We start from the raw sequence: 23,880 nt of genomic DNA on the forward strand, positions 1-23,880 counted from the left end.
CTACGACAAGAAGATCGCCCAGGGTAAGCACCACACTCAAGCCCTTCTCTGCCTCGCGAGACGACGAGCCGACGTGCTCTTCGCGATGCTCCGCGACGGCACCTTCTACGACCCCAAGCCCACCCCCACGGGTTGACGAAACCCATAGGGACACCCCCCCGTTATCTTCTTCGCGGTCCTGCAATGGGGCCGTTGGCCTCCGGGCCCGGCATGACTGTCGCTCCCTGTCGAAGTCATCCGCCCCCAGGCTCCGCGCATAGCCCAACGGCTCATCGACGACGTCTTCGCCGCCCTCGACGAACAGACCGTCATCGTCCCCGGGACCGGCACCCTCGACGTGATCGTGCCCTCCCTGGCCAAGTCCCTCGCAGCCCTCCACGAGCAACGCCGAACCCTGGAAACCCAGATCGAGGCCCTGCTGGAGGCCCACCCTCTTCCCACGGTCCTGACGTCGATGCCCGGCGTCGGCGTCAGGACCGCCGCGTCAGTCCTCCTGGTCACCGTCGGCGACGGCAGCTCGTTTCCCACTGCCGCCCACCTGGCCTCCTACGCCGGTCTCGTCCCCACGACAAAGTCGTCGGGGAGCTCGATCCACGGCGAACACGCCCCCAGAGCCGGCAACCGGCAACTGAAACGCGCCATGTTCCTCTCCGCGTTCGCTGCCCTCCACAACCCGGCCTCCCGCACCTATTACGACAAGTGCCGAGCCCGAGGCAAAACCCACACCCAAGCCCTCCTCCGCCTCGCCCGCCACCACATCAGCGTCCTCTTCGCCATGCTCCGCGACAGCACCAACTACGAACCCCGCACCCCCGACCACCGCTTGACGAAACACATAGAGGCACCCCCCCACCTGAGTCGTGTAGCTGTGTGGCGCCCAACGCACGTGGACAGCGGGGCCTACTGAGCCCGGTCCTTCGGCCCTGGGGCTCAGTTTGGGTCTCATTCACCGCCGTCCAACCCTGTTCAGCGGTGGCCACGGGCCCAGTCCCGGTGCAGGGTTGAACGCCCCTGAACGACCGTGTACAAGGCGCTCATCAGCGCGAACAGACCTCGAAAGCGAGTGAGGGGCAACCCTCCGTGGGTTCAAATCCCACCGCTACCGCTTCTGCGGTGTCGCAGGACATCGGAACTCCCGGGCCCACGGTCGTGGGTCCGGGAGTTTGTCGTGCGGGGTGCGGGTGGTCGGCGCCCGCGGCCCCGACCTTCTGGGCCCGGGCGGCACTGTGCCCTGTCGCTGAACCCGCCCTGCACTTCGCCGGGGGCCATGGCCGCGCGTCCACAAGAGCCTGAAACACCAGGGCTGCTTTGAACTGCCGCGCCTCTGCGCTGCATTGGCGCTCTTCAGCACCCCTACGCACCGCTGCCGCTACGTACCGCCGCCGCCGGCGATCCCATCTCGGACAAACCCCCGGGAAGGGCCGCACACCCCTCAACCGCCGTCTTTGAACGGCGACTTGACGCGCTTCGGCAGAAACCCAGGGGCGCAACCCGGATGACTTGACGCGTTGTGCACACACCATGAACATGAGGCTGGCAAAGAGAGCGCTCTCACCCCCACGATCGTTCACTCTCTGAACTAGGAGAGCTCAATGCACACACCCCCCACAGATGCCGCCGGCGACCCCTCATCTGGACCTTCACGTCGCAAGGTCCTCGGAGTGGCGGCCGTCGCCGTACCCGCCGCCGCGGGGCTCGCGGCGACGCTCCCGTCCCTGGCGTCAGGCGCCCCCGCAGCCAAGAAGCTTCCCGGGGGCGGCGACCTCGGCCCGAACGTGATCGTCTTCGACCCGGACACGTCCGGGATCCAGGACAAGCTCGACGAGATCTTCAAGAAGCAGGAGAAGGCCCAGTTCGGCGACGCGCGGTACGCGCTCCTCTTCAAGCCGGGCAAGTACAGCGGCCTCAACGCCCAACTCGGCTTCTACACCTCGATCATGGGCCTCGGCCTGTCGCCCGACGACACGACGATCAACGGTGACGTGACGGTCGACGCCGGCTGGTTCGACGGCAACGCGACGCAGAACTTCTGGCGTTCCGCGGAGAACCTCGCCCTCGTCCCCAAGAACGGCACCAACCGGTGGGCGGTCTCCCAAGCCGCCCCGTTCCGGCGGATGCACGTCAAGGGCGGCCTCAACCTGGCCCCCGACGGCTACGGTTGGGCGAGCGGCGGCTACATAGCGGACAGCCGTATCGACGGCGAGGTCGGGCCGTACTCCCAGCAGCAGTGGTACACACGCGACAGCTCGGTCGGCAAGTGGAAGAACGCCGTCTGGAACATGGTCTTCTCCGGCGTCGAGGGCGCACCGGCGGCGTCGTACCCGGACCCGCCCTACACCGTTCTCAAGACCACCCCGGTCTCCCGTGAGAAGCCCTTCCTCTACCTGGACGGCAAGGACTACAAGGTCTTCGTCCCCGCCAAGCGCACCGAGTCCAGCGGCACCACCTGGGGCAGCGGGACGCCGAAGGGCGAGTCGCTGGCGCTGGACAAGTTCTACGTGGCCCAGCCCAAGGACGACGCGAAGACGCTCAACGCCGCCCTGGAGCAGGGCCTGCACCTGCTGCTGACGCCCGGCATCTACAAGGTCGACGCGCCCGTCGAGATCAAGCGCGAGAACACGGTCGTACTCGGCCTCGGCTACGCCACCATCGTCCCGAGCGGCGGCGCCACCGCCGTGAAGGTCGCCGACGTCGACGGCGTGCGGCTCGCGGGCATCCTGATCGACGCGGGCAAGGAGAACTCCAAGACCCTGCTGGAAGTCGGCCCCGAGGGCGCGTCGAAGGACCACTCCGGCAACCCGACGACGGTGCAGGACGTGTTCGTCCGGATCGGCGGCGCCGGCGTCGGCAAGGCCACCACCAGCATGGTCATCAACAGCAAGGACACCATCGTCGACCACGTCTGGGTCTGGCGCGCCGACCACGGCGACGGCGTCGGCTGGGAGACCAACCGCGCCGACTACGGAGTCCGCGTCAACGGCGACTCCGTCCTGGCGACCGGCCTGTTCGTCGAGCACTTCAACAAGTTCGACGTCGACTGGCACGGCGACAAGGGACGGACGATCTTCTTCCAGAACGAGAAGGCGTACGACGCTCCCAACCAGGAGGCCATCCAGAACGGCGACACCAAGGGCTTCGCCGGTTACCGCATCGACGACAAGGTGACCACGCACGAAGGCTGGGGCCTCGGCAGCTACTGCTTCTACAACGTGGACCCGAAGATCCGTCAGGGGCACGGTTTCGAGGCGCCGGAGAAGGAAGGCGTCAAGCTGCACAACCTGTGCGTCGTCTCCCTCGGCGGCAAGGGGCAGTACGAGCACGTGATCAACAAGACCGGCGACCCCACCTCGGGCGAGGACACGAAGCCGTCCACCGTGACGTCCTTCCCCTGACACGGGCCGGGGCGGACCGCTCCGCCCCGGCCGGTGACCTGTGCTGAACCAGCACACCACCGCTACCGCTTCCGAATTGCACACGACGGCGGGCCGGATCACGACGATCCGGCCCGCCGTCGTTCCGTCTCCATCGGCGCTCCGTCTCGGCTCGCCCCAGCGCGTGCCGTCGAAGCGTGACCGTACGAGTTCGAGGGCGTGGTCCGTGGCGGCGCCGGCTGCCGTGTCGCCGAGCCGGTCGCCAACTGCCCGCAGGACGACGGCCGTTCCGGTGCGGCCGAAGTAGAGGGAGTCGTCGTCGCCGACGTCGACGGTGTCCGCGAGGGTACGGGCGGCGCGCAGCGCGGTGTCCGCGTAGAAGTCGTCGCCGAAGTGCCGCCACGCCTTCAGGAACACGGGAATGATCCCGGCCGTGCCGCTGTAGAGGATCGGATCGGGCTCGTCGTCCGAGGGCCCGGCCGTCCAGGCGATGCCTCCGCCGCCGGCGTACCGGGCCGTCGCGAGCAGCCACCGCAGCCCGTCCAGCGCGAGGGACTCGGCCTCCTCGACGGACACGGCCCCGGCTCCGGTCCCGACCCCGGTCCCGGTCCCGGTCTCACGCGCCACCATGGGCCGACCCTCGCACGGCCCTCCGAACGGCGACGCGGAAATGCCGAGCACTCCGACTCCCCGCGGTCGAGCCGGAATGGGCTGTACTCGAACGTCCGCCCGGACGCGGCGGGACGCGGCGGGCCGGTTCTCGTCGCGGTCGCGGTTCATCACCGGGCGCTCACGCACTGATGCGGTGACACCGGATCAGATGTAGATTCGGCTGTCCCCACATTTCACATCTCGCACCTTGGCGATGTGCCGACGGGGATTGGGCTCGCGATGCCAAACGGGGGTTGGGCTCACGATGACGCGTCACGCGGCCGCGCTGGGCCGCTATGAGGTACGGCTGCTGCTGTGGCTGCTGGAGCAGTGCGGCGACCGCGCCCAAGTTCCGGTGCCCACCGGCGACTTCGCCCTGCGGCAGAACAAGCCGGCGCTCGGAGTGGCCGCGGTCGTGGAGGCCCTTCAGGAGCGGGGACTCGTACAGGCCCATGAGGAAGGGGAGTTGCCGCCGCCCGACGCGGAGCTCACCTCCGAGGGCCTTGCGCGTGCCCACGAACTCGCCGGGGAGCGGGGGGACTTGGCGGCGCTCCAGCGCTACACCGAGGACGCCCTGCTCGACTGGGCGCACGAGCAGGAGCGGACCGGCCACCGGCCGCGCCTGAAGGAGTTCTTCGTCTCCGAGCAGGTCTTCTTCCACGGCAGCCCGCTCAGCCAGAGCGAAGTCGAGGGCAGCGCACGCTTCTTGTGCCAGGCCGGGCTGCTCACGGTGAGCGGCGGGACGGTGGCCGACCGGGTGTCGCTGACGCCCGCGGGACGGCGCTGTGCGGCCGAGGGATGCGGCGTATCGGAGCATCTGACCCGCGAGCCGGCTCCCGCCAGCATCCATGTCGAGCACGTCGAGGGCGACTTCAACGTCACGTACGGCAATGTCGTGAGGTTCGTCGACACGATCCGCGAGCACGCCCCGGGCCTCGATCTGGACGCCGAGCGGCTGGACCGACTCATGCGGGACACCGAGGAGTTGCGCCGCACGGGTGCCCTGCCTCAGCAGCGCGGCACGCAGCGCACCCTCACGGCACGGATATGCGAGCAGCTGTCGGCGGCTCCCAACTCGGCGGCGGCGCAAGCCCTGTTGCACACCATCGGACCGGTTCTGACGAGGCTGCTCGGCTGAGCGGCCGGTCACCCGGCAGCCAGGAGCAGGGAGGACGAGCGTGAGCAGACTGTACGGCCGGGACGTCCTCCTGGACGACCTCGTACCGAGCCTGATCGGACTCGCCCCGGGGGAGCCGGAGTTGCTGGCGCAGGCGCACCCCGGCGGATCCGCCCGCGCTGCTGCTGACCGGGCCGCACGGCAGCGGCCGTACCGCCGTGCTCGACGCCCTGTTCGCCTCGTACCGCACGCGGATTCCGGCGGCCAAGGTGGACTGCGCGCGGGACGCCGCCGCCGGGGCGATGGTGGCCAACACCTCCCAGGGTGCCGACGTGCTGACCGACGCGGTCTGCGGTCTCTGCTCGCCCGTGACCGGGCAGAAGCGGGTGCGGCTGCCGCGCCTGTGGACGGGGCTCGCGGCGATCTCCGCCTGGAGCCGCGGCGACCAGCAGGAGCAGGGCGCCGCTCAGGCGCGGATGCGGCGCCTGCTCACCGAGTGCGGTCTGGTCCCCGACGGGGCGCCGGAGGCGAGCAGTTGGGTACAGGACGTCAACGGCACGCTGGCGCTGGGCGACGGTGATCTCGCGCCGGTCGCCGAGGCCTCCGTGAAACTGTTCACCGAGAGGTATCTCAACCGCAGGCAGGCGCGTGACGTGCGCTCCTTCTACGCCGGACGGCTCGGGCCGGACCGTGCCGCACAGCCGCTGTACGAACTGTGCCGCTACTTCCACCTCGGCGACGACCTCCGCGAGGAGTCGGAGGCCTCGCTCGCGGCGGCGCTCCTGGAGGACCTGAAAGCCCACTACAGCGGCTGGGTGCAGCTCAACCGCACCCCGCGGCCGCTGCTCCTGCTCGACGACGTACACGCCGCGCCGGGCTCCCGCCTCCTCCAGCAGCTGCTCACCCACCGGGCGCAGGGCGCACGCGACCCGCTGATCCTGGTGGCCTCCGCGCGCGGCGGGGCCCGCCGCCGGGGCGGGCCCGACGCGGCGGTGCGCACGCCGGCACAGGTCGCGGGCGGTGCGAGCGGCTGGGAGCGGCCGGCGACGGGATCGCCGTCGGCCGGGCTGATCGCCGTCGATCTGCCGCCCCTGGAGCGGAACGACATCGTGACGATGCTGATGGCCGCCGATCCGCCGCCGCGTCCCGAACTCCCGCGTGCGGTACGGCGGTTCACCCAGGGATCGCCCCTCGGGTGCGGTCTGCTGCGGGACGCCGTCGTCGCCGATCCGCGGGCGGCGTCCACGGCAGGGCACGACGTGGGCGCGCTTCAGCTGTCCGGGCAGTCGGTGACGAGGCAGATCGTGGCCCGGCTGGTGCCGGACGCCCAACTGCGCCGCAATCTTGTGCTGTTCTCCGTCGCGCAGGACGACGCCGCGGCACGCGCCCTGGCCGACGCCTATCTGAGCACCGATCCCGAGCGTGCCGCCGTCGAGACGGCCCGCAGCCATCTGCGCGCCGAACACGGGGCGGCGGGACGGCCGTTCGTCGCGGACCCGTTCCTGCGGGCGGTGCTCGTACTCGAACTGCGCCGTCGCAGGCCCGAGTTCACGGATGCACAGCAAACCTGGTCCGGAGTGCACGAGTTGCTGCGCGAGCACCACGCGGACGCGGGCCAGCCGCTGGACGCCCTGCATCACGCGCTCGCGGGCGGCGACGCGGCGCACGTGGCGCAGCGTCTCGCCGAGCGGTTCCCTCCGCCGACCCCCGCACAGGAGTGGCTGCGCGACCTGTGGCACGTGGCGTCGGCACCGCATCCGCCGGACCCGGGCTGGGCCGGCGAGTGCCGGACCGTGGCCACGGGTGCACCCGGCACGGAGCCCGCCGGTGACGACGTGCAGCGCTCCGTACACCGCCTCCTGCATGCGGTGTGGCTGGCCGCCGATCCGCTGACCGCGCCGGACGAGGCGCTGTGCGGGCGGATCAAGTGGGAGCTCGAATTCCTGTCCGGGAGGCACTCCACGGGCGCGGGCACGCTCTACGACGCCGCCCAGGAGTGGCAGGAGGAGCTGCGCGAGCTGCGTACGCCGCCCTCCGCCTTACCGGCCCCGGACCCTGAAGGGAGCCACGGTGAGAATCACTGACGCATTGGCCCGCCCGGCCCGAGGCCTGGCCCGGACCGTGTTCGTACGGCCCTTCACGCGGCTGCGGGGCCGCCCGCCCGGACCGGGAGAGAAGGGCGTGGCGGGGGTGGTGGTCCTCGCCCTCCTGATCGCCGCGGCCTTCCTCGTGATTCCCGTGCTCAACGAGGACGACTGCGCACAGGGCCTCCAGGAGCAGAAGGGCGAGTGCGTCGGCCTGCTGGACGCCACTGCGAAGTCGCCGTCCTTCGAGCCCGGCGCACACGGCCCCGATCCGCGCATCTCACACCTGGTCGAGAGCGTCGCCGAGGAGAACCAGCGGGTGCGCGACGCCTGGGAGCACCCCGACGAGGACGCGCACAAGAAGCCGTATGTGAAGGTCGCGCTGCTGCTTCCGTTCAACGGCTCGGAGTCCGGCGCGATGACCACCGAACTCCTCCAGCACAGCCTGGCGGGCGCCTACTCCGCCCAGCACAAGGCCAATCGGGGGCAGACCGGCGTCAACTTCCAGATGCTCCTGGGCAACATCGGCAAGGACCTCTCCCTGTGGCGCCCCGCGGTGCGCCAGGCCGCGAAGCTCACCGGGCACAAGCGCCCGAGCGAGGGCGACTCCCCGCTCGTCGGCGCGATGGGCCTCCCCAACAGCGAGCAGGACACCCAGGACGCGGCCGAAGACCTGACCCGCCGGGGCGTCCCGGCGGTCAGCGGCCTCCTCAGCTCACCCGAGATCGACGCCGGCCTGCTCTTCAAGGCCGCGCCCAACAACCGCAACTCCGTTGCCGCGCTTGCCCGTTACCTCAAGGACGAGCCCGGCAAGGGCCGCGGCTATCTCGTCTGGGACTCGCGCACCAAGGACAACTACGTCACCAACACCAAGGCGGAGCTGGACCGGCGCTTCGGCAAGCACTACCAGCTGCGCATCCGGCAGAGCTCGTACGTCGGCAGCATGGGCCCGTACGAGGGCGCACCGCACGCCATGGCCTCCGCCGCCGAGGGCGTCTGCAAGACCGGCTCGGACACCGTCTTCCTGGCGGGCCGCGACTGGGACCTTCCCTATCTGGTGGAGGCGATAGCCAAGGAGCCCGAGTGCCAGGGCCGCGAGGAGAAGGACACCATCCGGATCCTGCGGGTCGCCACCGGCCTCACCTCCCGGCTGATCACCGGGAAGTCCCGGGCGCTGATGGAGCAGGCCGGGGTCGTCACGCTCAACGCGGCGGCCACGGACGCCCCTTCGTGGCGCGCGGGACAGGGAGAGCCGGAGCAGTTCGTGCCGTTCACCGACGCCCTGGCGGACGAGACCGGCCTCAAGGGGCGTGCCCTGGACGACGGTTACGCCCTCATGCACTACGACGCCTTCCAGGTCCTCGCCCAGGCCGTAACCGAGGCCGAACAGCAACTCCCGGGCCCCCAGCTGCCCTCCAAGCACGACGTCGCCAACACCGTCGAAAACATGCGGATGCTGCCCGACGACGACTGCCACAACTGCGTACGGGGCGCCACCGGCAACTTCGGCTACACCACGGGCAACGGCAACTGGCCCGTGTGCAAACCGGTTCCGGTCATCGAATTCCCCCGCCCGTCCGGCTACACCCCGCCGAAGCCGTACCGGACGAACCAGAGCAAGAGCGGCGCCTGCCCGGCGGAGTGAGCGTCCGGGACGGGCCGACGGGGAGGGGACGAGGGGGCGCCGCTCGGCGTCGCCTCCGTCCCAGGTCATGCGCCGTGTTTGGCGCGTCCGTGCGCAGGTCACCCGGTCCTGTGGACGGTGCGCCAAGTCGTACGTACGAGGAGTGAGCCCCGTGAGCAACGCAGCGCTTGAACGCGCGGAGGCCGCGAAGCTCCCGGAGGACGACATCATCGGCCTCCTGCTGACCCAACACGCCCGTATGCGGGAGCTGTTCGCCGAGGTGCATCTCTCGCTGGGTGACGAGAAGAAGGCCAAGTTCGGTGAGTTGAGGGCCCTGTTGGCCGTGCACGAGGCGGCCGAGGAGATGATCCTCCGGCCGGTCGCGAAGCGGGAGGCCGGCGAGGGCGAAGCCGACTCGCGCAACGAGGAAGAGGAGGAGGCCGGCCGGATCCTCGCGGAGCTGGAGCGGATGGACCCGGACGGTTCCCAATTCGAGGCGAAACTGACGGAGTTCGAGAAGGCCGTCGGTGATCACGCGGACCACGAGGAGCGGGAGGAGTTCCCCGCCGTACGCGACGGCTGCTCGCAGGAGCAGCGGCGGAAGATGGGCAAGAGGCTGCTCCGTGCCGAGCGGACCGCTCCCACGCATCCGCATCCCGCCGCCACGGGCTCGTCCGCCGCGCAGTGGACCGTCGGCCCCTTCGCCTCGCTCATGGACCGGGCCAGGGACGCTATCGCCGGCGGCGACCGGTCACGCGGCTGACGCCACGGCGGGCGGCCCGGGGGTCGAGCCGCCGGGCCGCCAGGCCTCCGGCCGCCGGGCCCGGCGTTGACTCCCCGCACGCCCGCCCGCTGTGAAGCGGATGCGGCGGCCACGGGGACGAGGAGTGCAGTACCGGTCAAAGAGCCCTGATCGAGGCCGCTTTGCGGCCGTACGCATGGACCGTGCCGCTTGCGCCGGTGGTTAGACTCACCCGACTGCGAAGAGGGGAAGAAGCCCGGGCAGCCGTGTGAGGAGCGAGATGGTGCAGGCGAAGAAGATCAGTATCTATGTGCTCACCGTCTTCGCCCTGTATACGATCATCACGTCCCCGGACAGGGCCGCGGACCTGGTGCAGATCGGATTCGAGGGCATATCGAGCGCCGCGCAGGGCGTGGGCCACTTCATGACCGAGGTCGTGAGGTAGCAGCACACCTCTGCCGGCTCTCTCCGGCCCGGCTCCCGGCCCGAACGGCTCCGGCCCCCGGGACCGCCACGGAGCACGCACCCCCCGAGCCGCCTCTCCCCTTTCTCCGGGCGGCCTTTCTCCGGGGTTCTCCGGGCCGCCGCGGACCCCCGGCCCCGAGCCTGTCCCGTACGTACGCGCCGCACCCAGCCCCGCCTCCCCCGCGGCCCCACGGCATTCGGCCGTCGCCCGTCACCGGTGCGTGGCCCGCGGCACGTTCCGCGACCGGGGCCCGCAACTCCGTGAGGAGACCGCGGCACGGACCGTCGGGACGGCACCCCTGAACTCCTCAACTCCGCACCAACACGGCAATTTACGGTGCTTGCACACGTTGCACATGTCTTGTGATGCTATGACCGCTTTTGGCCGATACTTGGAGTCAGACCGACCCGGACCCGAAGAGGTGGTGGCTGAGTGGCGGCGACCCAGACCCGCGAGAGCCGCAGCGCGGAGGCCCGGGCGCTGACCCAGGAGCTCTTCGAGCAGCTGGCGGGGCAGGAACCCGGCACCGCCGGACACGAACGTGTGCGCACCGCGCTGATCGAGGCCAACCTCCCGCTCGTGCGCTACGTGGCGGCCCGCTTCCGCAGCCGCAACGAGCCCATGGAAGACGTCGTACAGGTCGGCACCATCGGGCTCATCAACGCCATCGACCGCTTCGACGCCGAGCGGGGCGTGCAGTTCCCCACCTTCGCGATGCCGACCATCATCGGCGAGATCCGGCGCTACTTCCGCGACAACGTGCGCACCGTGCACGTACCGAGACGGCTGCACGAGATGTGGGTGCAGGTGAGCAGCGCGACGGAGGACCTCACGACGGCGTTCGGGCGCTCGCCCACCACCGCCGAGATCGCGGAGCGTCTGAAGCTCACGGAGGAGGAGGTCCTCGCGTGCATCGAGGCCGGACGCTCCTATCGCGCAACGTCGTTGGAGGCCGCGCAGGAACGTGAGGACGGCCTGCCGGGCCTGCTCGACCGGCTCGGCTACGAGGACCCGGAGCTGGACGGCGTCGAACACCGGGATCTCGTAAGGCATCTGCTCGTCCAGCTGCCCGAGCGCGAGCAGCGCATCCTGCTGCTGCGCTACTACCGCAACCTGACGCAGTCACAGATCAGTGCCGAGTTGGGCGTCTCCCAAATGCACGTCTCGCGGCTGCTGTCGCGGAGCTTCGCGCGCCTGCGGGCCGCAAATCGAATCGAGGCATAACCGGACAGAGTGAGCCATGACACCGGCTCAACTTCCTCAGCTGTGCAGTTTTATCGACATGGGGCTACGTCGCGTTGCCTACTTGTGACATTCTGCAAGAGCTGCGTTTGCCGCGACGGCGCTTCCGGTATGCAGGGGGAGGTGCTCCCTTCGTACGAAGGCGCCGCTGCGATCCGTCCGCGACCTCAAGGGGGTGGCATGTCCGTAGAACTGGGCAGCTCGAAGGTGCTCACCGAGAACACGACCGACGACGTCGACGCCATGGGAGCCCCCCAGGCCCCCGCAGACCACGCCATCGACACGCGCACCCTCTCGCGCTCCCTCTTCCTGCGGCTCGCCTCGCTCGACAACGCCTCTTCGGGGCCCGGCGGCTCGGGAGACGACCACAGCGCGGAGCGTGCGTACGTGCGTGACACGCTGATCGAGCTCAACCTGCCCCTGGTGCGGTATGCGGCGGCCCGCTTCCGCAGCCGCAACGAGCCGATGGAGGACATCGTCCAGGTCGGCACGATCGGGCTGATCAAGGCGATCGACCGCTTCGACGCGGAGCGGGGCGTGGAGTTCCCGACGTTCGCGATGCCGACGGTGGTCGGGGAGATCAAGCGCTTCTTCCGCGACACGTCGTGGTCGGTGCGGGTGCCGCGGCGCCTTCAGGAGCTGCGGCTGGCGCTGACGAAGGCGAGCGACGAGCTGTCCCAGACGCTGGACCGCTCCCCGACCGTCACCGAACTCGCCCAGTGCCTCGGGGTGTCCGAGGAGGACGTCGTCGACGGGCTGGCCGTGGGCAACGCCTACACCGCCTCCTCGCTCGACTCCCCCGCACTGGAGGAGGACGGCGGCGAGGGTTCGCTCGCGGACCGCCTGGGGTACGAGGACACCGCGCTGGAGGGCGTGGAGTACCGGGAGTCGCTGAAGCCGCTGCTGGCCAAACTGCCCCCGCGTGAGCGGCAGATCATCATGTTGCGCTTCTTCGCCAACATGACGCAGTCGCAGATCGGCGAGGAGGTCGGCATCTCGCAGATGCACGTCTCCCGGCTGCTGACGCGCACGCTGGCACAGCTGCGCGAGGGGCTGATCGCGGAGGAGTGAGCACGGGCGCTCGGCCCGTACGCACTGCTGGGCGTACGGGCAGCTCATCGCCGGGACCGTGCCCGTAGAACACCGTGCCCATAGGACTCGGCCCCTGCGTCTCTGTCCGTGCCGTGCCGCGGGTCCAGGACCCCGGGTCTCGCGCCCTGCGCGTCGCCCCGGGTCTCAGGCCATGGCGAGCCAGACGGCCGCCACGACCACCACGACGACGGCGAGGACGCCCACGATCAGACCGATCCGGGGGCCGGACGAAGCAGCCTGCGGTTCGGCGGCACGTCGCTGCGGGCCGGCGGCGGGGCCGCTCTCCTCGTCGACGAAGGCGCGGAACATCTGCGTGCTGCCGGCCGGGTCCTGGGACTGGGACGGGTCGGGGCCTTGGGGAGCATGCGGGTTGTGAGCCATGGGGCAGGACCATAGCGAACGCCCCGCGGGCACGGACAGCCCCGTCCCCGCGGGCAGCGACTGCCTGCGTACCGCACGTCGATCCCCTTTGCTGATTCTTTGCCTCGGACGGGCCGACGTTCATTTGCGTACTGCAACTAACGGAATTATGGTTGCCCAAAGCAACAAAATCTGGGAGGCGGGATGCCCGCGCGAGCCGCACGCAGCGAGTTTGAAGAGTTGGCCCGGCATCTTGGCGGACTCGGCGCCGTGCGGCGAGAGTTGGTGCGCGGACTGCCTGCCGACTGTCCGCCGGCCGCGGTGGCCGTCCTGACTCTGCTCCACAAGTACGGCCAGTTGCGTATGGGTCGTCTCGCGGAGCTGATGGCGGTAGACATGTCTGTCACCAGTCGCCACGTCGCCCACAACGTGGAGCGTGGGTGGGTCGAGCGCCAGCCCGATCCGCAGGACGGACGCTCCCGGCTGCTGCGCCTCACGGAACGGGGCGGCCGACAACTGGACACGCTCTCCGAGGCCACCACCAGGGCCCTGGAGAGCTTTCTTCACGACTGGACCGAGGAGGACGTCGCACGGCTGAACGGAATGCTGGAGCGCCTGCGCGGGAGTTTCGGCGACTGCGGCGCTCTCTCGGCAGCGGGACCGGCAGCGAAGGCGGATCAGGCGGCGAAGCCGGACCAGACGGCAAAGGCGGTTCGGGCCGCAAGGGCAGGGCGGGCGGAGAAGGCAGATCCGGCACCCCAGGCTTGAGCGGCACGTACGACGCCGGCACGGACGGCATGAGAAGAAGCGACCGACCAGCAGGACAACCGACAGGACCAGCGGAAGAAGCAGGACCAGCAGGACTGGCATGACCGGCGGGAACACTGCACGGCAGTGATGAAGAGTTAGGGAAAGAATGGCCACGACCACACCATCCGGTGTGCAGGGCACCGGCGCCGGAAGCGGCGCAGGCGACGCGTCGCACCACCAAGCGTCCGCTTCCTACGGGCCGGGCGGCTCCCCACCCATGACGCACCGGCAGATCATGGAGGCGCTGTCCGGGCTGCTGCTCGGCATGTTCGTCGCCATCCTCTCCTCCACCATCGTCGCCAACGCCCTGCCGAAGATCGTCTCGGATCTCGGCGGCGGGCAGAGCTCGTACACCTGGGTCGTGACGGCGTCGCTGCTGACGATGACTGCGTCGACCCCGCTGTGGGGCAAGCTGGCGGACCTGTTCAGCAAGAAGGTGCTGATACAGACCGCCATCGTCATCTTCGTGCTCGCGTCGGCCAGCGCGGGTCTCGCACAGAACACGGGCATGCTGATCGCCTCCCGCGCTGTGCAGGGCATAGGGATGGGCGGCATCTCCGCCCTGACCCAGACCGTGATCGCCGCGATGATCTCCCCGCGGGAGCGCGGCCGTTACACCGGCTACATCGGGGCTTCGTTCGCGGTGGCCATGGTCAGCGGGCCGCTGCTCGGCGGCGTCATCACCGACACCGACTGGCTCGGCTGGCGCTGGTGCTTCTACGTCGGCATCCCGTTCGCCGTGATCGCGCTGCTGCTGCTCCAGCAGACGCTGCACCTTCCGCTGCTCAAGCGCCGCGTGAAGATCGACTGGACGGGGGCCTTCCTCGTCGCCGCCGCGGCCTCGCTGCTGCTGGTCTGGGTGACGTTCGCGGGCGACAAGTACGACTGGCTGTCGTGGCAGAGCTACAGCATGGTCGGCGGTTCGCTGCTGCTGGGCCTGCTGTTCATACTCGTCGAGTCCAAGGCCTCCGAGCCGATCATCCCGCTGTGGCTGTTCCGCAACCGTACGATCGCGCTCACGTCGCTGGCCTCGATGTTCGTCGGCATCGCGATGTTCGGGGCGACGGTCTACCTCAGCCAGTACTTCCAGCTGGCGCGGGGCGAATCGCCCACGAAGGCCGGCGTGATGACGATCCCGATGATCGTCGGGATGTTCCTGTCCACCACGCTCTCCGGGCTGATCATCAGCCGCACGGGCAAGTGGAAGATCTGGCTCTGCTCGGGCGGCGTGCTGCTGACCGCGGGTCTGGGTCTGCTGGGCACGATGCGGCACGACACCGAGTACTGGCATCTCGCGATCTTCATGAGCTGCGTCGGCGTCGGGGTCGGCATGATGATGCAGAACCTGGTGCTGGCCACGCAGAACCAGGTGGAGGCGGGCGACCTCGGAGCGGCCAGCTCCTCGGTGAACTTCTTCCGCTCCCTCGGCGGTGCCGTCGGCGTCTCCGTGCTCGGCGCGGTCCTCTCGCACCGCATCTCGGACTACGTCGACGACGGGCTGGAGAAGCTCGGCATCCGCCACGGCGGGCCCACGGGCGGCGCCGGCAGCGACATCCCCGACCTGGGGAAGCTTCCCGCGCCGATCCGTAACGTCATCGAGTCCTCGTACGGGCACGGCATCGGCGACATCTATCTCTACGCGGCGCCCGTCGCACTGCTCGCGCTCCTGCTGGTGCTGTGCGTCAAGGAGGTGCCGCTGAAGACCAAGCCCGGCATCGAGCAGGGCACCGGCTCCGAGGGCGAACCGGCGGCGGCGTATCAGCGGCAGGACGGCGGGTACGGCGGGTACGGCGCACAGGCCGGTACGGGTCAGGCGGACACGGCGGGCCGTTGGGGCGCGGGCGGCAACGGATACGGGGCCGCGAACGCCCCGTACTCCGCGTACGCCGGGCGCATGGAAGAGCCCGATCCGAACGAGCCGCTGACCACCTCCAGGCACTCCGTGCTCGGCACCGTCCGCAATGCCGAGGGCCGGGGCGTGCCGCGCGCCGCCGTCACGCTGATCTCGCTGAGCGGGCGTCAGCTGGGCCGCTCCGTGGCCCGCAGGGACGGCAGCTACGGCATGGACACCCCCGGGCCCGGGAGTTACGTGCTGATCGCCGCGGCCGACGGCCACCAGCCGCAGGCCACGACGGTCACCATCGGCCAGGAGCCGCTGAACCACGACATCCTGCTGGCGGCGACGAGCGGGCTCGCCGGACGGGTGCGCAGCTCCAGCGACGGGACGCCCGTGCGGGCCGCGATGGTCGTGGTCACCGACGAGCGCGGCGAGGTGCTGGCCACCGGACGCACCGGGGAGCACGGCGAGTTCTCCTTCGACGAGATCGTCACCGGCACCTTCACGATCGCCGTCAACGCGCCGGGCTTCCGGCCCGTGGCGCGGCCCGTGGAGGTCGAGGGGCAGGGCATCACCCGCATCGACGTCGAACTGGCGGCGGGGGCGCGCGTACAGGGCGTCATCCGGGCCGGCGTCGACGCGGCGCCGCTGCCCGACGCCCGCGTGACGCTCGTCGACGCGGCGGGGAACGTGGTGGCCACGGCGACGACCGGCGAGGACGGCGCGTACGGCTTCACCGACCTCGACGCCGGCGACTACTCGATCATCGCCAGTGGCTATCCGCCGGTGGCGAGCGCGCTCACCGTCGAGGGCACCGGCCCGGACGCCCACGACATCGAGCTGCACCACCCGGACGAGTAGGACGGGCCAGCAGGAAGAGCAGGACCAGCAGGGACGTCGTGGGTCCCGGACCGGGCTCCGGGACCCACGCCGCAGGGCACGGAACACCGCCGGGCACGGAACACCGCCGGGCGGCGGGTCGCGGACCTGCGGGACGGCGGCCCTGCGCGATGAGCAGACCGGATCCGTACGGAAGGCGCGGTTACGGATCCGGACGGACCCGTAAGAGGTGCGCAGACCGGAAGCGGAAGATCCCGCAGCGCACTTCCCGCCCCCCGGAGGCGGAAGGAAGACTGGGCCCGGGGGCGTCGTGCGGGACGGCCCCGGCCCCGGGCAGACGCCCGCCCGCCGCATCGCGGGCGGCCCCGCCCGGCACGGGCCTGAGCGAGAAGGAGCGAATCGGAAGATGGCAGGCGCAGGCGTACGGGCACAGATCCACACCCGTGAGGGGTGGCCGGTACAGCACGCCGTGCTGACCGTCACCGACATGACGGGCGTTCAGGTGCTCCGCGTGGAGGCCGACGAAGAAGGCCTCGCGGTGAGCGAGGAGGCACTGCCCTCGGGCCCGTACACGGTGATCGCCACCGCCCTCGGCTACGCGCCCGCCGCGGCCACGGCCCTCGTCACCGCCTCGGGCCGTGCCGACCTGGGGACCCTGGTGCTCGTACGGCAGGGCGGCACCGAACTGCCGCCGCCCGGCCCGTGGACCGTCGACCCGATCCACTCCACGGTCGGTGCCACGGCGCAGCACCTGGGGATCTCCAGCGTGCACGGCCGCTTCACCGATTTCAGCGCGCGCATCGAGGTCCACGAGGAGCCGGAGAAGTCGTCGGTGGAGGCCGTGATCGAGGCCGCGAGCATCGAGACGGGCAACAGCCTCCGCGACGCGCATCTGCGCTCGGAGGACTTCCTGAACGTCGAGCGGCACCCGCAGCTGACGTACCGCAGCCACGCCGTGGAACCGGCGGGCACCGACCGCTGGACCGTGCACGGCTGGCTCTCGATGCACGGGGTCGTACGGGACGTGTCGCTGAGCCTCACGTATCTCGGGTACGGCCCCGACCCGTGGGGCGGTACGCGGGCCGCGTTCCGCGCGACGGCGGAGCTGAAGCGCGAGGAGTTCGCGATGAACTACAACCAGGTGCTCGCGGCCGGGATCGCGGCGATCGGCACGACGCTCAGGATCGAGCTGGACGTGCAGGCGGTGCAGGGCGAGGAGCTGCCGGAGCTGGAGTAGGCGGTGGCGGCCGGATGGCGCTGCCGGTACCGGCCCGGAACGAGGCCGCCGGAGCCGGAGTTGGCGGTACCGGCCGGACCGCGCTCCCGGTACAGGAGCCGGAGTCGGCGGTGCCGTCCGCCCGGACGCAGTGAGCACGCTGCCCGAACCGGCACCCGGCACCCGGCACCCGGCAGCAGCTGAGGACCCCCGGGGCTCCGGGCCCGGCTCCCGGAGCGCCCGGAGGCCCTCGTATGAACGACTCGGTGGCCCGGTCGGTCGCCGGGCCACCGAATCAATTCCTCGTCAGCGCCGCGGCCGCGTCCACAGTCACGGCCGCGGCGCTCCCCACAGGGGTCAGCTGTTCACGTAGCCCATGTACGCGTCCCAGTTCCAGTGCGGGCCCGGGTCGGTGTGGTCGTTCCCCGGCACCTCGCTGTGGCCCACGATGTGCGCACGGTCCTTGGGGATGCCGTGCTTGTCGCACAGGTGCTTCGTGAGCGCGGCGGAGGAGCGGTACATGGCGTCGGTGAACCACGACGGGTCGTCGACGTAGCCCTCGTGCTCGATGCCGATGCCGGAGGCGTTGCCGCCGCGGGCGTGCCAGGCGGTGTCGGCGTCGCGCACCATCTGGGTGATCTCGCCGTCGGAGGAGCGCACCACGTAGTGGGCGCTGGTCTCGGCCTCGGGGTTCTTGAACCAGTTGATCGTCCCGGCGTACTCGCCCTGCGTCACGTGGATGACGACCTGTGAGATCGCCGCCTCGCGGCCGGTGTTGAAGTTGGCGGGGTCCGCGGGGTTCCAGATCGCCGGCGGGTAGTCGTCGCTCTTGGTGCCGGTGCCGGGGGCGGCCGCCTTCGCGAGCTTGCCGCGCTCGGGGGCGACCTTCTCCGGGGACATACGGACCTCGGTGCCCTTGGCCGGTATGCCCTTGCTGACGAAGTCGTAGGCGGCGTCGGCGTACAGGCGCTTGAGCGAGGCGCTCTCGGCGCCGCCGTACGCAGCGACGGCCGGGTACCAGGCCTCGACGCGCTTGCGGTCGGACGCCTTCAGCCCGGCCTTGTCGGCCCTGGCGCGGAGCACGGCGGCGCCGCCGCGGATGTTGGCCGCGTCGTCCTTCTTCAAGGCGGCCTTCGACTCGCCCGTGAGCTCGGCGGCCTGCTCAAGGGTCTTGCGGTCCGGGTTGCTTACGAGGTGCATGACCCCGAAGCCGTTGTCCTGGCTCGGCTCGCCCTTGTGACCGTCCAGGTGCGTCTCGGCGTACCCGACGGAGACGAGGAGGTCGCGAGGCACGTCGAACTCCGAAGCGGCCTTGGTGAACGCCTCGTTCATCGTCGGCTCTTCGCCGCCGGACGTGGTGGCCATGGCCTGCTGTCCCGCCACCGCCAGCCCCGCGACGAGCGCACCGCCGAGGGTCGCTGCAAGGACTCTCTTTCGTGTGTTCATCGGCTGTGTTGCCTCTCTGGTTCCGACTCCGGCGCGTGGTGGGGGGATCGAACTCCTGGCACCGGCCGGCGCACCGGATCTCGGCCGGTGCCAGGGGGGTTGGCGTGGTACGCCCATGCGCCCTTCCGCGGCACGAGGGGATGTGGGGTGTGCCGGGCGTCGGGCGCCGTGCCTTGGTCTTCGGGGGACTGGGGGGTGGGGCTGGGGAGTTGGGGTGGGGAGTCAGGCCCCGGGGAGCTGCGAGCGTCAGGGCCTGCGCATCAGGTCTGCGCGCATCAGGTCCTGCGCATCAGGGCTTGCACGGCAGTGAGATACCGCGCTCCGACATGTACGCGAGCGGGTCGTCCCCGACTCCCGTACCGCCGTCGAGATGGACCTCGAAGTGCAGGTGCGGCCCAGTGGACTGGCCCTCGTTGCCTACGGAGGCGATGCGCTGCCCGCCCTGCACGGCGTCGCCTACCTTCACGAACCGCTCGCTCATGTGCCCGTATTCGGAGACGGAGCCGTCGGGGTGCTTGATCCGCACCCACTGGCCGTACCCCGAGGCCGGGCCGGACTCGGTGACCTCTCCGGGGCCCGCGGCGAAGATCGGCGTACCGATGGGGGCGGCGAGGTCCACGCCGTCGTGGCCGTCGCCGTAGCCCTGGCTGATCTGGGCGTCCACGGGGCAGGAGGCCTGGTAGGCGGCCTTCGCGCCGTCGGCCGTGCCCGCGCTCGCCGGTACGGCCACGGCGGCGGCGATGGCGCAGCCGCCGGCCGCGGCGAGTGCGAGCAGGGCGCGCTTGGCACGTCTGCTGGGAAGAAAGGGCATGGGGGGTTCCTTCCACGGAGAAGACGGATTCCGTGCGAACGCCAGTAGAAGCAACGGGCCATGTACGCGACAACCCTGTCGCCGGAACACGTGACACTTTCTGTGTCACGTGAAGAAATCCCGCTGGACGAACCGGTACCGGCCGTGCGAATCGGGGCGCGTTCTTCCGTGGTACGACCTCTGGAGGAAGCGGCCGTCTCACTTCGTGGACCAACTCGGAAGAGCTTGTGCGGTTGTCGGGGTACGAAATCCGTAGCTGCGTCTGGACGATGACTTGAATCCCGCTCAAATCCGCCTCAACCGGCGGGTGTTGGTCACCGGGAGCGTCCGGGGTCGGCGGCCTCCTGCGGGGCCTGGTGGGCACGCGAAAACCATTGGCACCCGCTCGTGAAGGAGCGGTAGGCAGACCCGATGGTGGACCGCCTCTTCTCCGAACCCGCCCTCGCCGAGCTGTACGACACGCTTTGCGCGGACCGCGACGACTTCGGCTTCTACCTGCCGCTCGTGATGTCGGCACGCAGCGTGCTCGACATCGGCTGCGGCACGGGCCTGCTGCTGCATCTGGCACGCGAGGCGGGCCACACCGGCAGGCTGTGCGGACTCGATCCTGCCGAACCGATGCTCGCGCAGGCCCGCGCTCGGCGACCGGACGCCGAATGGGTGCTCGGCGAAGCCCGATCGGCCGCCGCGCAGGGCGAGTTCGAGCTGATCGTCATGACCGGGCACGCCTTCCAGGTCCTCGTCACGGACGACGAACTCCGCTCCGCCCTGACCGCGATCCGCTCGGCCCTGTCGCGGGACGGCCGCTTCGTCTTCGAGACCCGTAACCCGGCGGCCCGCGCCTGGGACGGCTGGACCCCGGACCGCGTGTACGAGACGACCGACGCCCACGGCGACGTAGTGCGCTCGTGGCACGAGGCCGAGAGCCCGGCCGAGGGGGACGACACCGTCACCTTCGTCCAGACCGTGAACGTCCCCCGCTGGGACGGGCCGCGCACCTCCCGCAGCACGCTGCGGTTCCTCGGTGCCGACGCGCTGTCGTCGTTCCTCACGGAGTCGGGCCTGACGATCGCGGAGCAGTACGGCGACTGGGGCCGCGGGCCGCTGGCGGGTGACAGTGCGGAGATCGTCTCCGTCGCGGTACGGAGCTGAACCGGCTGTGTCCTGGCGGTGGTTGACCTGGCGGAGGCCCTCCTCGCCGATCGACGAGGAGGCGCGGTCTCGGGCCGGGCGGTGGTCAGCGTCCGGTCAGGACGTCCGTGAGCAGGTCGTCGAGCGGAGCGGGTATGCGGCCGGGGTCGAGGGCTTCGACGAGGAGGCGGCCGTAGCGGATCTTGCGACCCTTCTTCGTACCGAGGAAGCGCCGCAACTGCTGCTGCGACGTACGCCCACGCTGTGCGGGCTGGCGCAGGAAGGTGTGCAGGGCGCGCTGGTCGCCCTCCGCCCGTACGACCTCCTCCACCCGCGGCACTCCCAGCGCGCGGATGAGTTCGTCCTCCAGGTCCGCCGCGCAGACGAAGAAGCCCGGCTCTGCCGCACCGGACCGCTCCAACGCCCGGGCGTAATAAGGGCGTTCCGCCTCGTCGCACAGTCCCGTGAGGCGGAGGCCGAGGCCGGGCGGCCCGAGGAGGCGGGCGAAGCGCCCGACGCTCATCGCGCCGCCCATCGGCAGGACGCAGACCCCTTCGGCCGCCAGGTCACGGCCGCGGATCGCGGCCAGTGCCTCGACCGCTGCGAGGTCGCTGAGCCCTTCGAGCAGCACGACCGTACGGACGGGCAGTCGCGCGGCCAGCTCGCCCGGCGGGCCGCCGGGACCGCCGGCCGCCCAGGCGGTGACCGCCTCGCGGAACTCGTCCAGCTCCCCCATCCCAGTCATGTGCCGAGTCTCCGCCCGATCCGGCCACGGCGGTAGCCGATTTCCGCCGGGGCGGCGGGTGGCCGGAGACCGGCGGTACGTCGGTGGCCGGAGACCGGCGGTACGGCGGTGGCCGGAGGCCGGCGGTGGGCGCGCTCGGCGCTCGTCCGTGGGCGGGTTCGTAGGCGGGCTCGCGTGCGGGGTTCGCGGGGAGGGGGTTCGCTGCGGGCCCGCCCGACGGACGGCGTCCGGCGTCCGGCGTCCGGCGTCCGGCGTCCGGCGCCACCCTGCCCGCCTGACCGCCGACCTGCGGGCCCGCGGGCCCGCAAACGCCCGCCGGTCACCTCGCCTGCGCGAGCGAGACCGCGTCGGGACCGGCGGGGAAGCGCAGCTGCCCGGTCGTGTCGTGGGCCGCCCGCCAGACCGTCTCCGCGACGTCGCTCTCCTCGGTGAACAGCTCCTGGCTCCTGAAGTCGCCCATGGCCTTCCGCGCCCACGGCGCGTACGGCTCCGGGAACAGCTCGTCCAGGGAGCCGCCGTTCGGCAGCTTGTCCCCGAAGTTCGTCGTCAGACAGGCGCCCGGCTCGACGGTCTTCGCCTGCACTCCGAAGGGCGCGAGTTCGAGCGCGAGGGAGGCGGTGAAGCCCTCGATCGCCATCTTGCTCGCCTTGTAGACGACCGTGAGCGGCATGTGGCCCAGTACAACGCTGGACGTCACGTTGACGACCACGCCGGAGCCGCGCTCACGGAACTGCGGCAGCACCGCCTGGGTCGTCGCCATCACGCCGAAGGTGTTGGTCTCGAAGACCTCTCGCACCCGGGCCATGGGCGTCCCCTCGAAGACGCCGATGGAGGGGATCCCCGCGTTGTTGACGAGGACGTCCACCGGTCCCGCCGCCTCCAGCGCCGCTTCGACGGTCTCGGGCTTCGTAACGTCGAGTTCGAGGACGCGGAGCCGGTCGGACTCCGGGAGGACGCCGGGACGCGGGGTGCGCATCGTCGCGACGACGTTCCACCCCTGCTCGTGGAAGTAGCGGGCGGTCTCCCGGCCGTACCCGGACGACGTACCGGTGATCAGAACGGTGTTCATGGCGTGATCCTCGCGGTGTGTGGTGGGAACCGCGGAGCGGCGTCTTCCTGCTCCGCGGAAGAACTACTGATCCCAGTGAACCGCTCTGACCTGCGTAAATGATAGAAGGATCCTCCCTCGCCCTTGCACGATCCTCCCAGGCACGGAACCTCCCAGGCACGGAACCTCCCAGGCACGGAACCTCCCAGGCACGGAACCTCCCAGGCACGGTCCTCTCAAGCGCGGCCGTCCAAGCGCCGCCGTCCCAGGCAGGACCCCTCGCCGCCCTGCCCGCCCGACGCTCAGGCCAGGACGCCCGCGGGAGTGCGTGCGGTGTTCCGCAGGCGGGCGGCGTCCCGGCTCGGGGGCTCGCCGAACTGGCGGCGGTACTCGCGGCTGAACTGCGAGGGGTTGTCGTAGCCGACCCGCTGCCCGACCCCCGTCACGTCGCCGGGACGCGTGGCGAGCAGCAGCCGCGCCTCCTGGAGCCTGATCTGCTTCTGGAAGCGGATGGGGCTCATCGCGGTCACCGCCTGGAAGTTGCGGTAGAAGGCGGACACGCTCATCCCGGACAGGCGTGCCACGTCCTCGACCCGGAAGGGCTCGGCGTAGTGCTCGCGAATCCACCGCACGGCACGGGAGATGTGGCTGAGCCCGCTGTCGGCGAGGCCGAGCTGCCGCACCGCAGCGCCCTGTTCGCCGGTGATCAGGCGCCACAGGATCTCGCGCTTGATCAGCGGGGCCAGTACGGCGCGGTCGCGGGGCTCGTCGAGCAGGCGCAGCAGCCGGACCACCGCGTCGAGCATCGCGGGCGGGGCGTCGCTGACGGCGATCCCCGACGGCGCACCGGTACCGGCGCGGGGCGTGTCTCCCGGACCGGCCTGGAGCAGCAACTCGGCGACGGCGGACGGTTCCAGTACGAGACCGAAGCCCAGCGCCGGCTGCTCGGGACCGGCCTGGAGGAACTGCCCGGTGACCGGCAGGTCGACGGAGGCGACCAGGTACTGCCCGGCCCCGTACTCGTAGACCCGATCGCCCAGTGCCAGACGTTTGGCGCCCTGCGCGATGACCGCGAGCACCGTGCCGGACATGGAGGGCTCCGGCGGGTCCGGCCGGTCGACCTTCGAGATCAGGACGCCGTCGACGGCGGTGGTCCAGTCGGGGCGTACATGCCGGGCCAGCAGCGCACGGAGCTCTTCGAGGCACATGCCTCAAGTGCAGCAGACATCCGGCCCGGTGCTCCGGCC

General features: G+C 70.7%; 17 protein-coding genes, 1 tRNA gene and 4 pseudogenes. 15 read left to right on the forward strand and 7 right to left on the reverse strand.

Annotation, left to right across the window (positions count from 1 at the left end):
- From HCC61_RS26565 to HCC61_RS26580, 4 genes and pseudogenes are all read left to right on the forward strand, one after another.
- Positions 1-136 (forward strand): annotated as a pseudogene (locus HCC61_RS26565) (IS110 family transposase); the annotation flags it as partial.
- Between the two features lie 90 nt (positions 137-226).
- Positions 227-814: pseudogene (locus HCC61_RS26570) on the forward strand (transposase); the annotation flags it as partial.
- Positions 815-969: 155 nt separating this feature from the next.
- A tRNA-Ser gene (locus HCC61_RS26575) sits at positions 970-1,107 on the forward strand.
- 485 nt (positions 1,108-1,592) lie between these two features.
- Entirely contained in the window at positions 1,593-3,392 is a 1,800-nt protein-coding gene (locus tag HCC61_RS26580; RefSeq protein WP_169139714.1) for a coagulation factor 5/8 type domain-containing protein, read from the forward strand.
- Positions 3,393-3,566: 174 nt separating this feature from the next.
- Here HCC61_RS26580 and HCC61_RS26585 read toward each other — a convergent pair.
- Positions 3,567-4,151, reverse strand: a pseudogene (locus HCC61_RS26585) (lanthionine synthetase LanC family protein); the annotation flags it as partial.
- 136 nt (positions 4,152-4,287) lie between these two features.
- Here HCC61_RS26585 and HCC61_RS26590 point away from each other — a divergent pair.
- The 7 genes from HCC61_RS26590 (at position 4,288) to HCC61_RS26620 (ending at position 12,368) form a co-directional block, all read left to right on the forward strand.
- Entirely contained in the window at positions 4,288-5,160 is an 873-nt protein-coding gene (locus tag HCC61_RS26590) for a hypothetical protein (protein ID WP_169139715.1), read from the forward strand.
- A gap of 197 nt (positions 5,161-5,357) precedes the next feature.
- A complete protein-coding gene (locus HCC61_RS26595; RefSeq protein WP_169139716.1) occupies positions 5,358-7,223 on the forward strand; it encodes an ATP-binding protein in 1,866 nt (621 codons plus the stop codon).
- A complete protein-coding gene (locus tag HCC61_RS26600) occupies positions 7,210-8,868 on the forward strand; it encodes a hypothetical protein (RefSeq protein ID WP_169139717.1) in 1,659 nt (552 codons plus the stop codon). The genes HCC61_RS26595 and HCC61_RS26600 overlap by 14 nt, the downstream gene beginning before the upstream one ends.
- Positions 8,869-9,019: 151 nt before the next feature.
- Entirely contained in the window at positions 9,020-9,610 is a 591-nt protein-coding gene (locus tag HCC61_RS26605; protein WP_346777397.1) for a hemerythrin domain-containing protein, read from the forward strand.
- A 259-nt stretch (positions 9,611-9,869) separates the two neighbouring features.
- The gene (locus tag HCC61_RS26610; RefSeq protein WP_206323058.1) at positions 9,870-10,034 is read left to right on the forward strand and encodes a hypothetical protein; all 165 of its coding nucleotides are present in this window, start codon (positions 9,870-9,872) and stop codon (positions 10,032-10,034) included.
- A gap of 453 nt (positions 10,035-10,487) precedes the next feature.
- The gene (locus HCC61_RS26615) at positions 10,488-11,279 is read left to right on the forward strand and encodes an RNA polymerase sigma factor SigF (protein WP_169139721.1); all 792 of its coding nucleotides are present in this window, start codon (positions 10,488-10,490) and stop codon (positions 11,277-11,279) included.
- 198 nt (positions 11,280-11,477) lie between these two features.
- Entirely contained in the window at positions 11,478-12,368 is an 891-nt protein-coding gene (locus tag HCC61_RS26620; RefSeq protein ID WP_169139723.1) for an RNA polymerase sigma factor SigF, read from the forward strand.
- A gap of 165 nt (positions 12,369-12,533) precedes the next feature.
- Here the strand turns inward: HCC61_RS26620 and HCC61_RS26625 are convergent, their stop codons facing one another.
- On the reverse strand, positions 12,534-12,770 hold the full coding sequence (locus HCC61_RS26625; protein ID WP_169139725.1) for a hypothetical protein: 237 nt from the start codon (positions 12,768-12,770) through the stop codon (positions 12,534-12,536).
- Positions 12,771-13,112: 342 nt separating this feature from the next.
- Between HCC61_RS26625 and HCC61_RS26630 the strand changes: the two genes are divergently transcribed.
- The 3 genes from HCC61_RS26630 (at position 13,113) to HCC61_RS26640 (ending at position 17,473) form a co-directional block, all read left to right on the forward strand.
- Positions 13,113-13,517: a MarR family transcriptional regulator gene (locus HCC61_RS26630; protein WP_346777408.1), complete on the forward strand. Its 405-nt coding sequence runs from the start codon at positions 13,113-13,115 to the stop codon at positions 13,515-13,517.
- Between the two features lie 148 nt (positions 13,518-13,665).
- On the forward strand, positions 13,666-16,257 hold the full coding sequence (locus tag HCC61_RS26635) for an MFS transporter (RefSeq protein WP_206323059.1): 2,592 nt from the start codon (positions 13,666-13,668) through the stop codon (positions 16,255-16,257).
- A 385-nt stretch (positions 16,258-16,642) separates the two neighbouring features.
- Positions 16,643-17,473, forward strand: a complete 831-nt coding sequence (locus HCC61_RS26640) for a YceI family protein (RefSeq protein WP_169139729.1) — start codon at positions 16,643-16,645, stop codon at positions 17,471-17,473.
- A gap of 366 nt (positions 17,474-17,839) precedes the next feature.
- Here HCC61_RS26640 and HCC61_RS26645 read toward each other — a convergent pair.
- Positions 17,840-18,898, reverse strand: a pseudogene (locus HCC61_RS26645) (peptidoglycan recognition family protein); the annotation flags it as partial.
- Positions 18,899-19,187: 289 nt separating this feature from the next.
- Entirely contained in the window at positions 19,188-19,709 is a 522-nt protein-coding gene (locus HCC61_RS26650; RefSeq protein WP_169139733.1) for a M23 family metallopeptidase, read from the reverse strand.
- 411 nt (positions 19,710-20,120) lie between these two features.
- Between HCC61_RS26650 and HCC61_RS26655 the strand changes: the two genes are divergently transcribed.
- Positions 20,121-20,861 carry a class I SAM-dependent methyltransferase gene (locus tag HCC61_RS26655; RefSeq protein WP_169139735.1) on the forward strand — a complete coding sequence of 247 codons (741 nt, stop codon included), beginning with the start codon at positions 20,121-20,123 and terminating at the stop codon, positions 20,859-20,861.
- 85 nt (positions 20,862-20,946) lie between these two features.
- On the opposite strand, the gene HCC61_RS26660 is transcribed toward HCC61_RS26655, so the two are convergent.
- The 3 genes from HCC61_RS26660 to HCC61_RS26670 form a co-directional block, all read right to left on the reverse strand.
- Positions 20,947-21,576, reverse strand: coding sequence for a TOPRIM nucleotidyl transferase/hydrolase domain-containing protein (locus tag HCC61_RS26660; RefSeq protein WP_169139922.1), 630 nt, complete (start codon positions 21,574-21,576; stop codon positions 20,947-20,949).
- Positions 21,577-21,904: 328 nt separating this feature from the next.
- Positions 21,905-22,654 (reverse strand): SDR family oxidoreductase, encoded by a 750-nt coding sequence (locus HCC61_RS26665; RefSeq protein WP_169139737.1) that lies wholly within the window; start codon positions 22,652-22,654, stop codon positions 21,905-21,907.
- A gap of 281 nt (positions 22,655-22,935) precedes the next feature.
- Positions 22,936-23,841 carry an AraC family transcriptional regulator gene (locus HCC61_RS26670; RefSeq protein ID WP_169139739.1) on the reverse strand — a complete coding sequence of 302 codons (906 nt, stop codon included), beginning with the start codon at positions 23,839-23,841 and terminating at the stop codon, positions 22,936-22,938.
- Positions 23,842-23,880: the final 39 nt, after the last annotated feature.

The organism is Streptomyces sp. HNM0575 (genome assembly GCF_012726265.1).
Classification (GTDB): domain Bacteria; phylum Actinomycetota; class Actinomycetes; order Streptomycetales; family Streptomycetaceae; genus Streptomyces.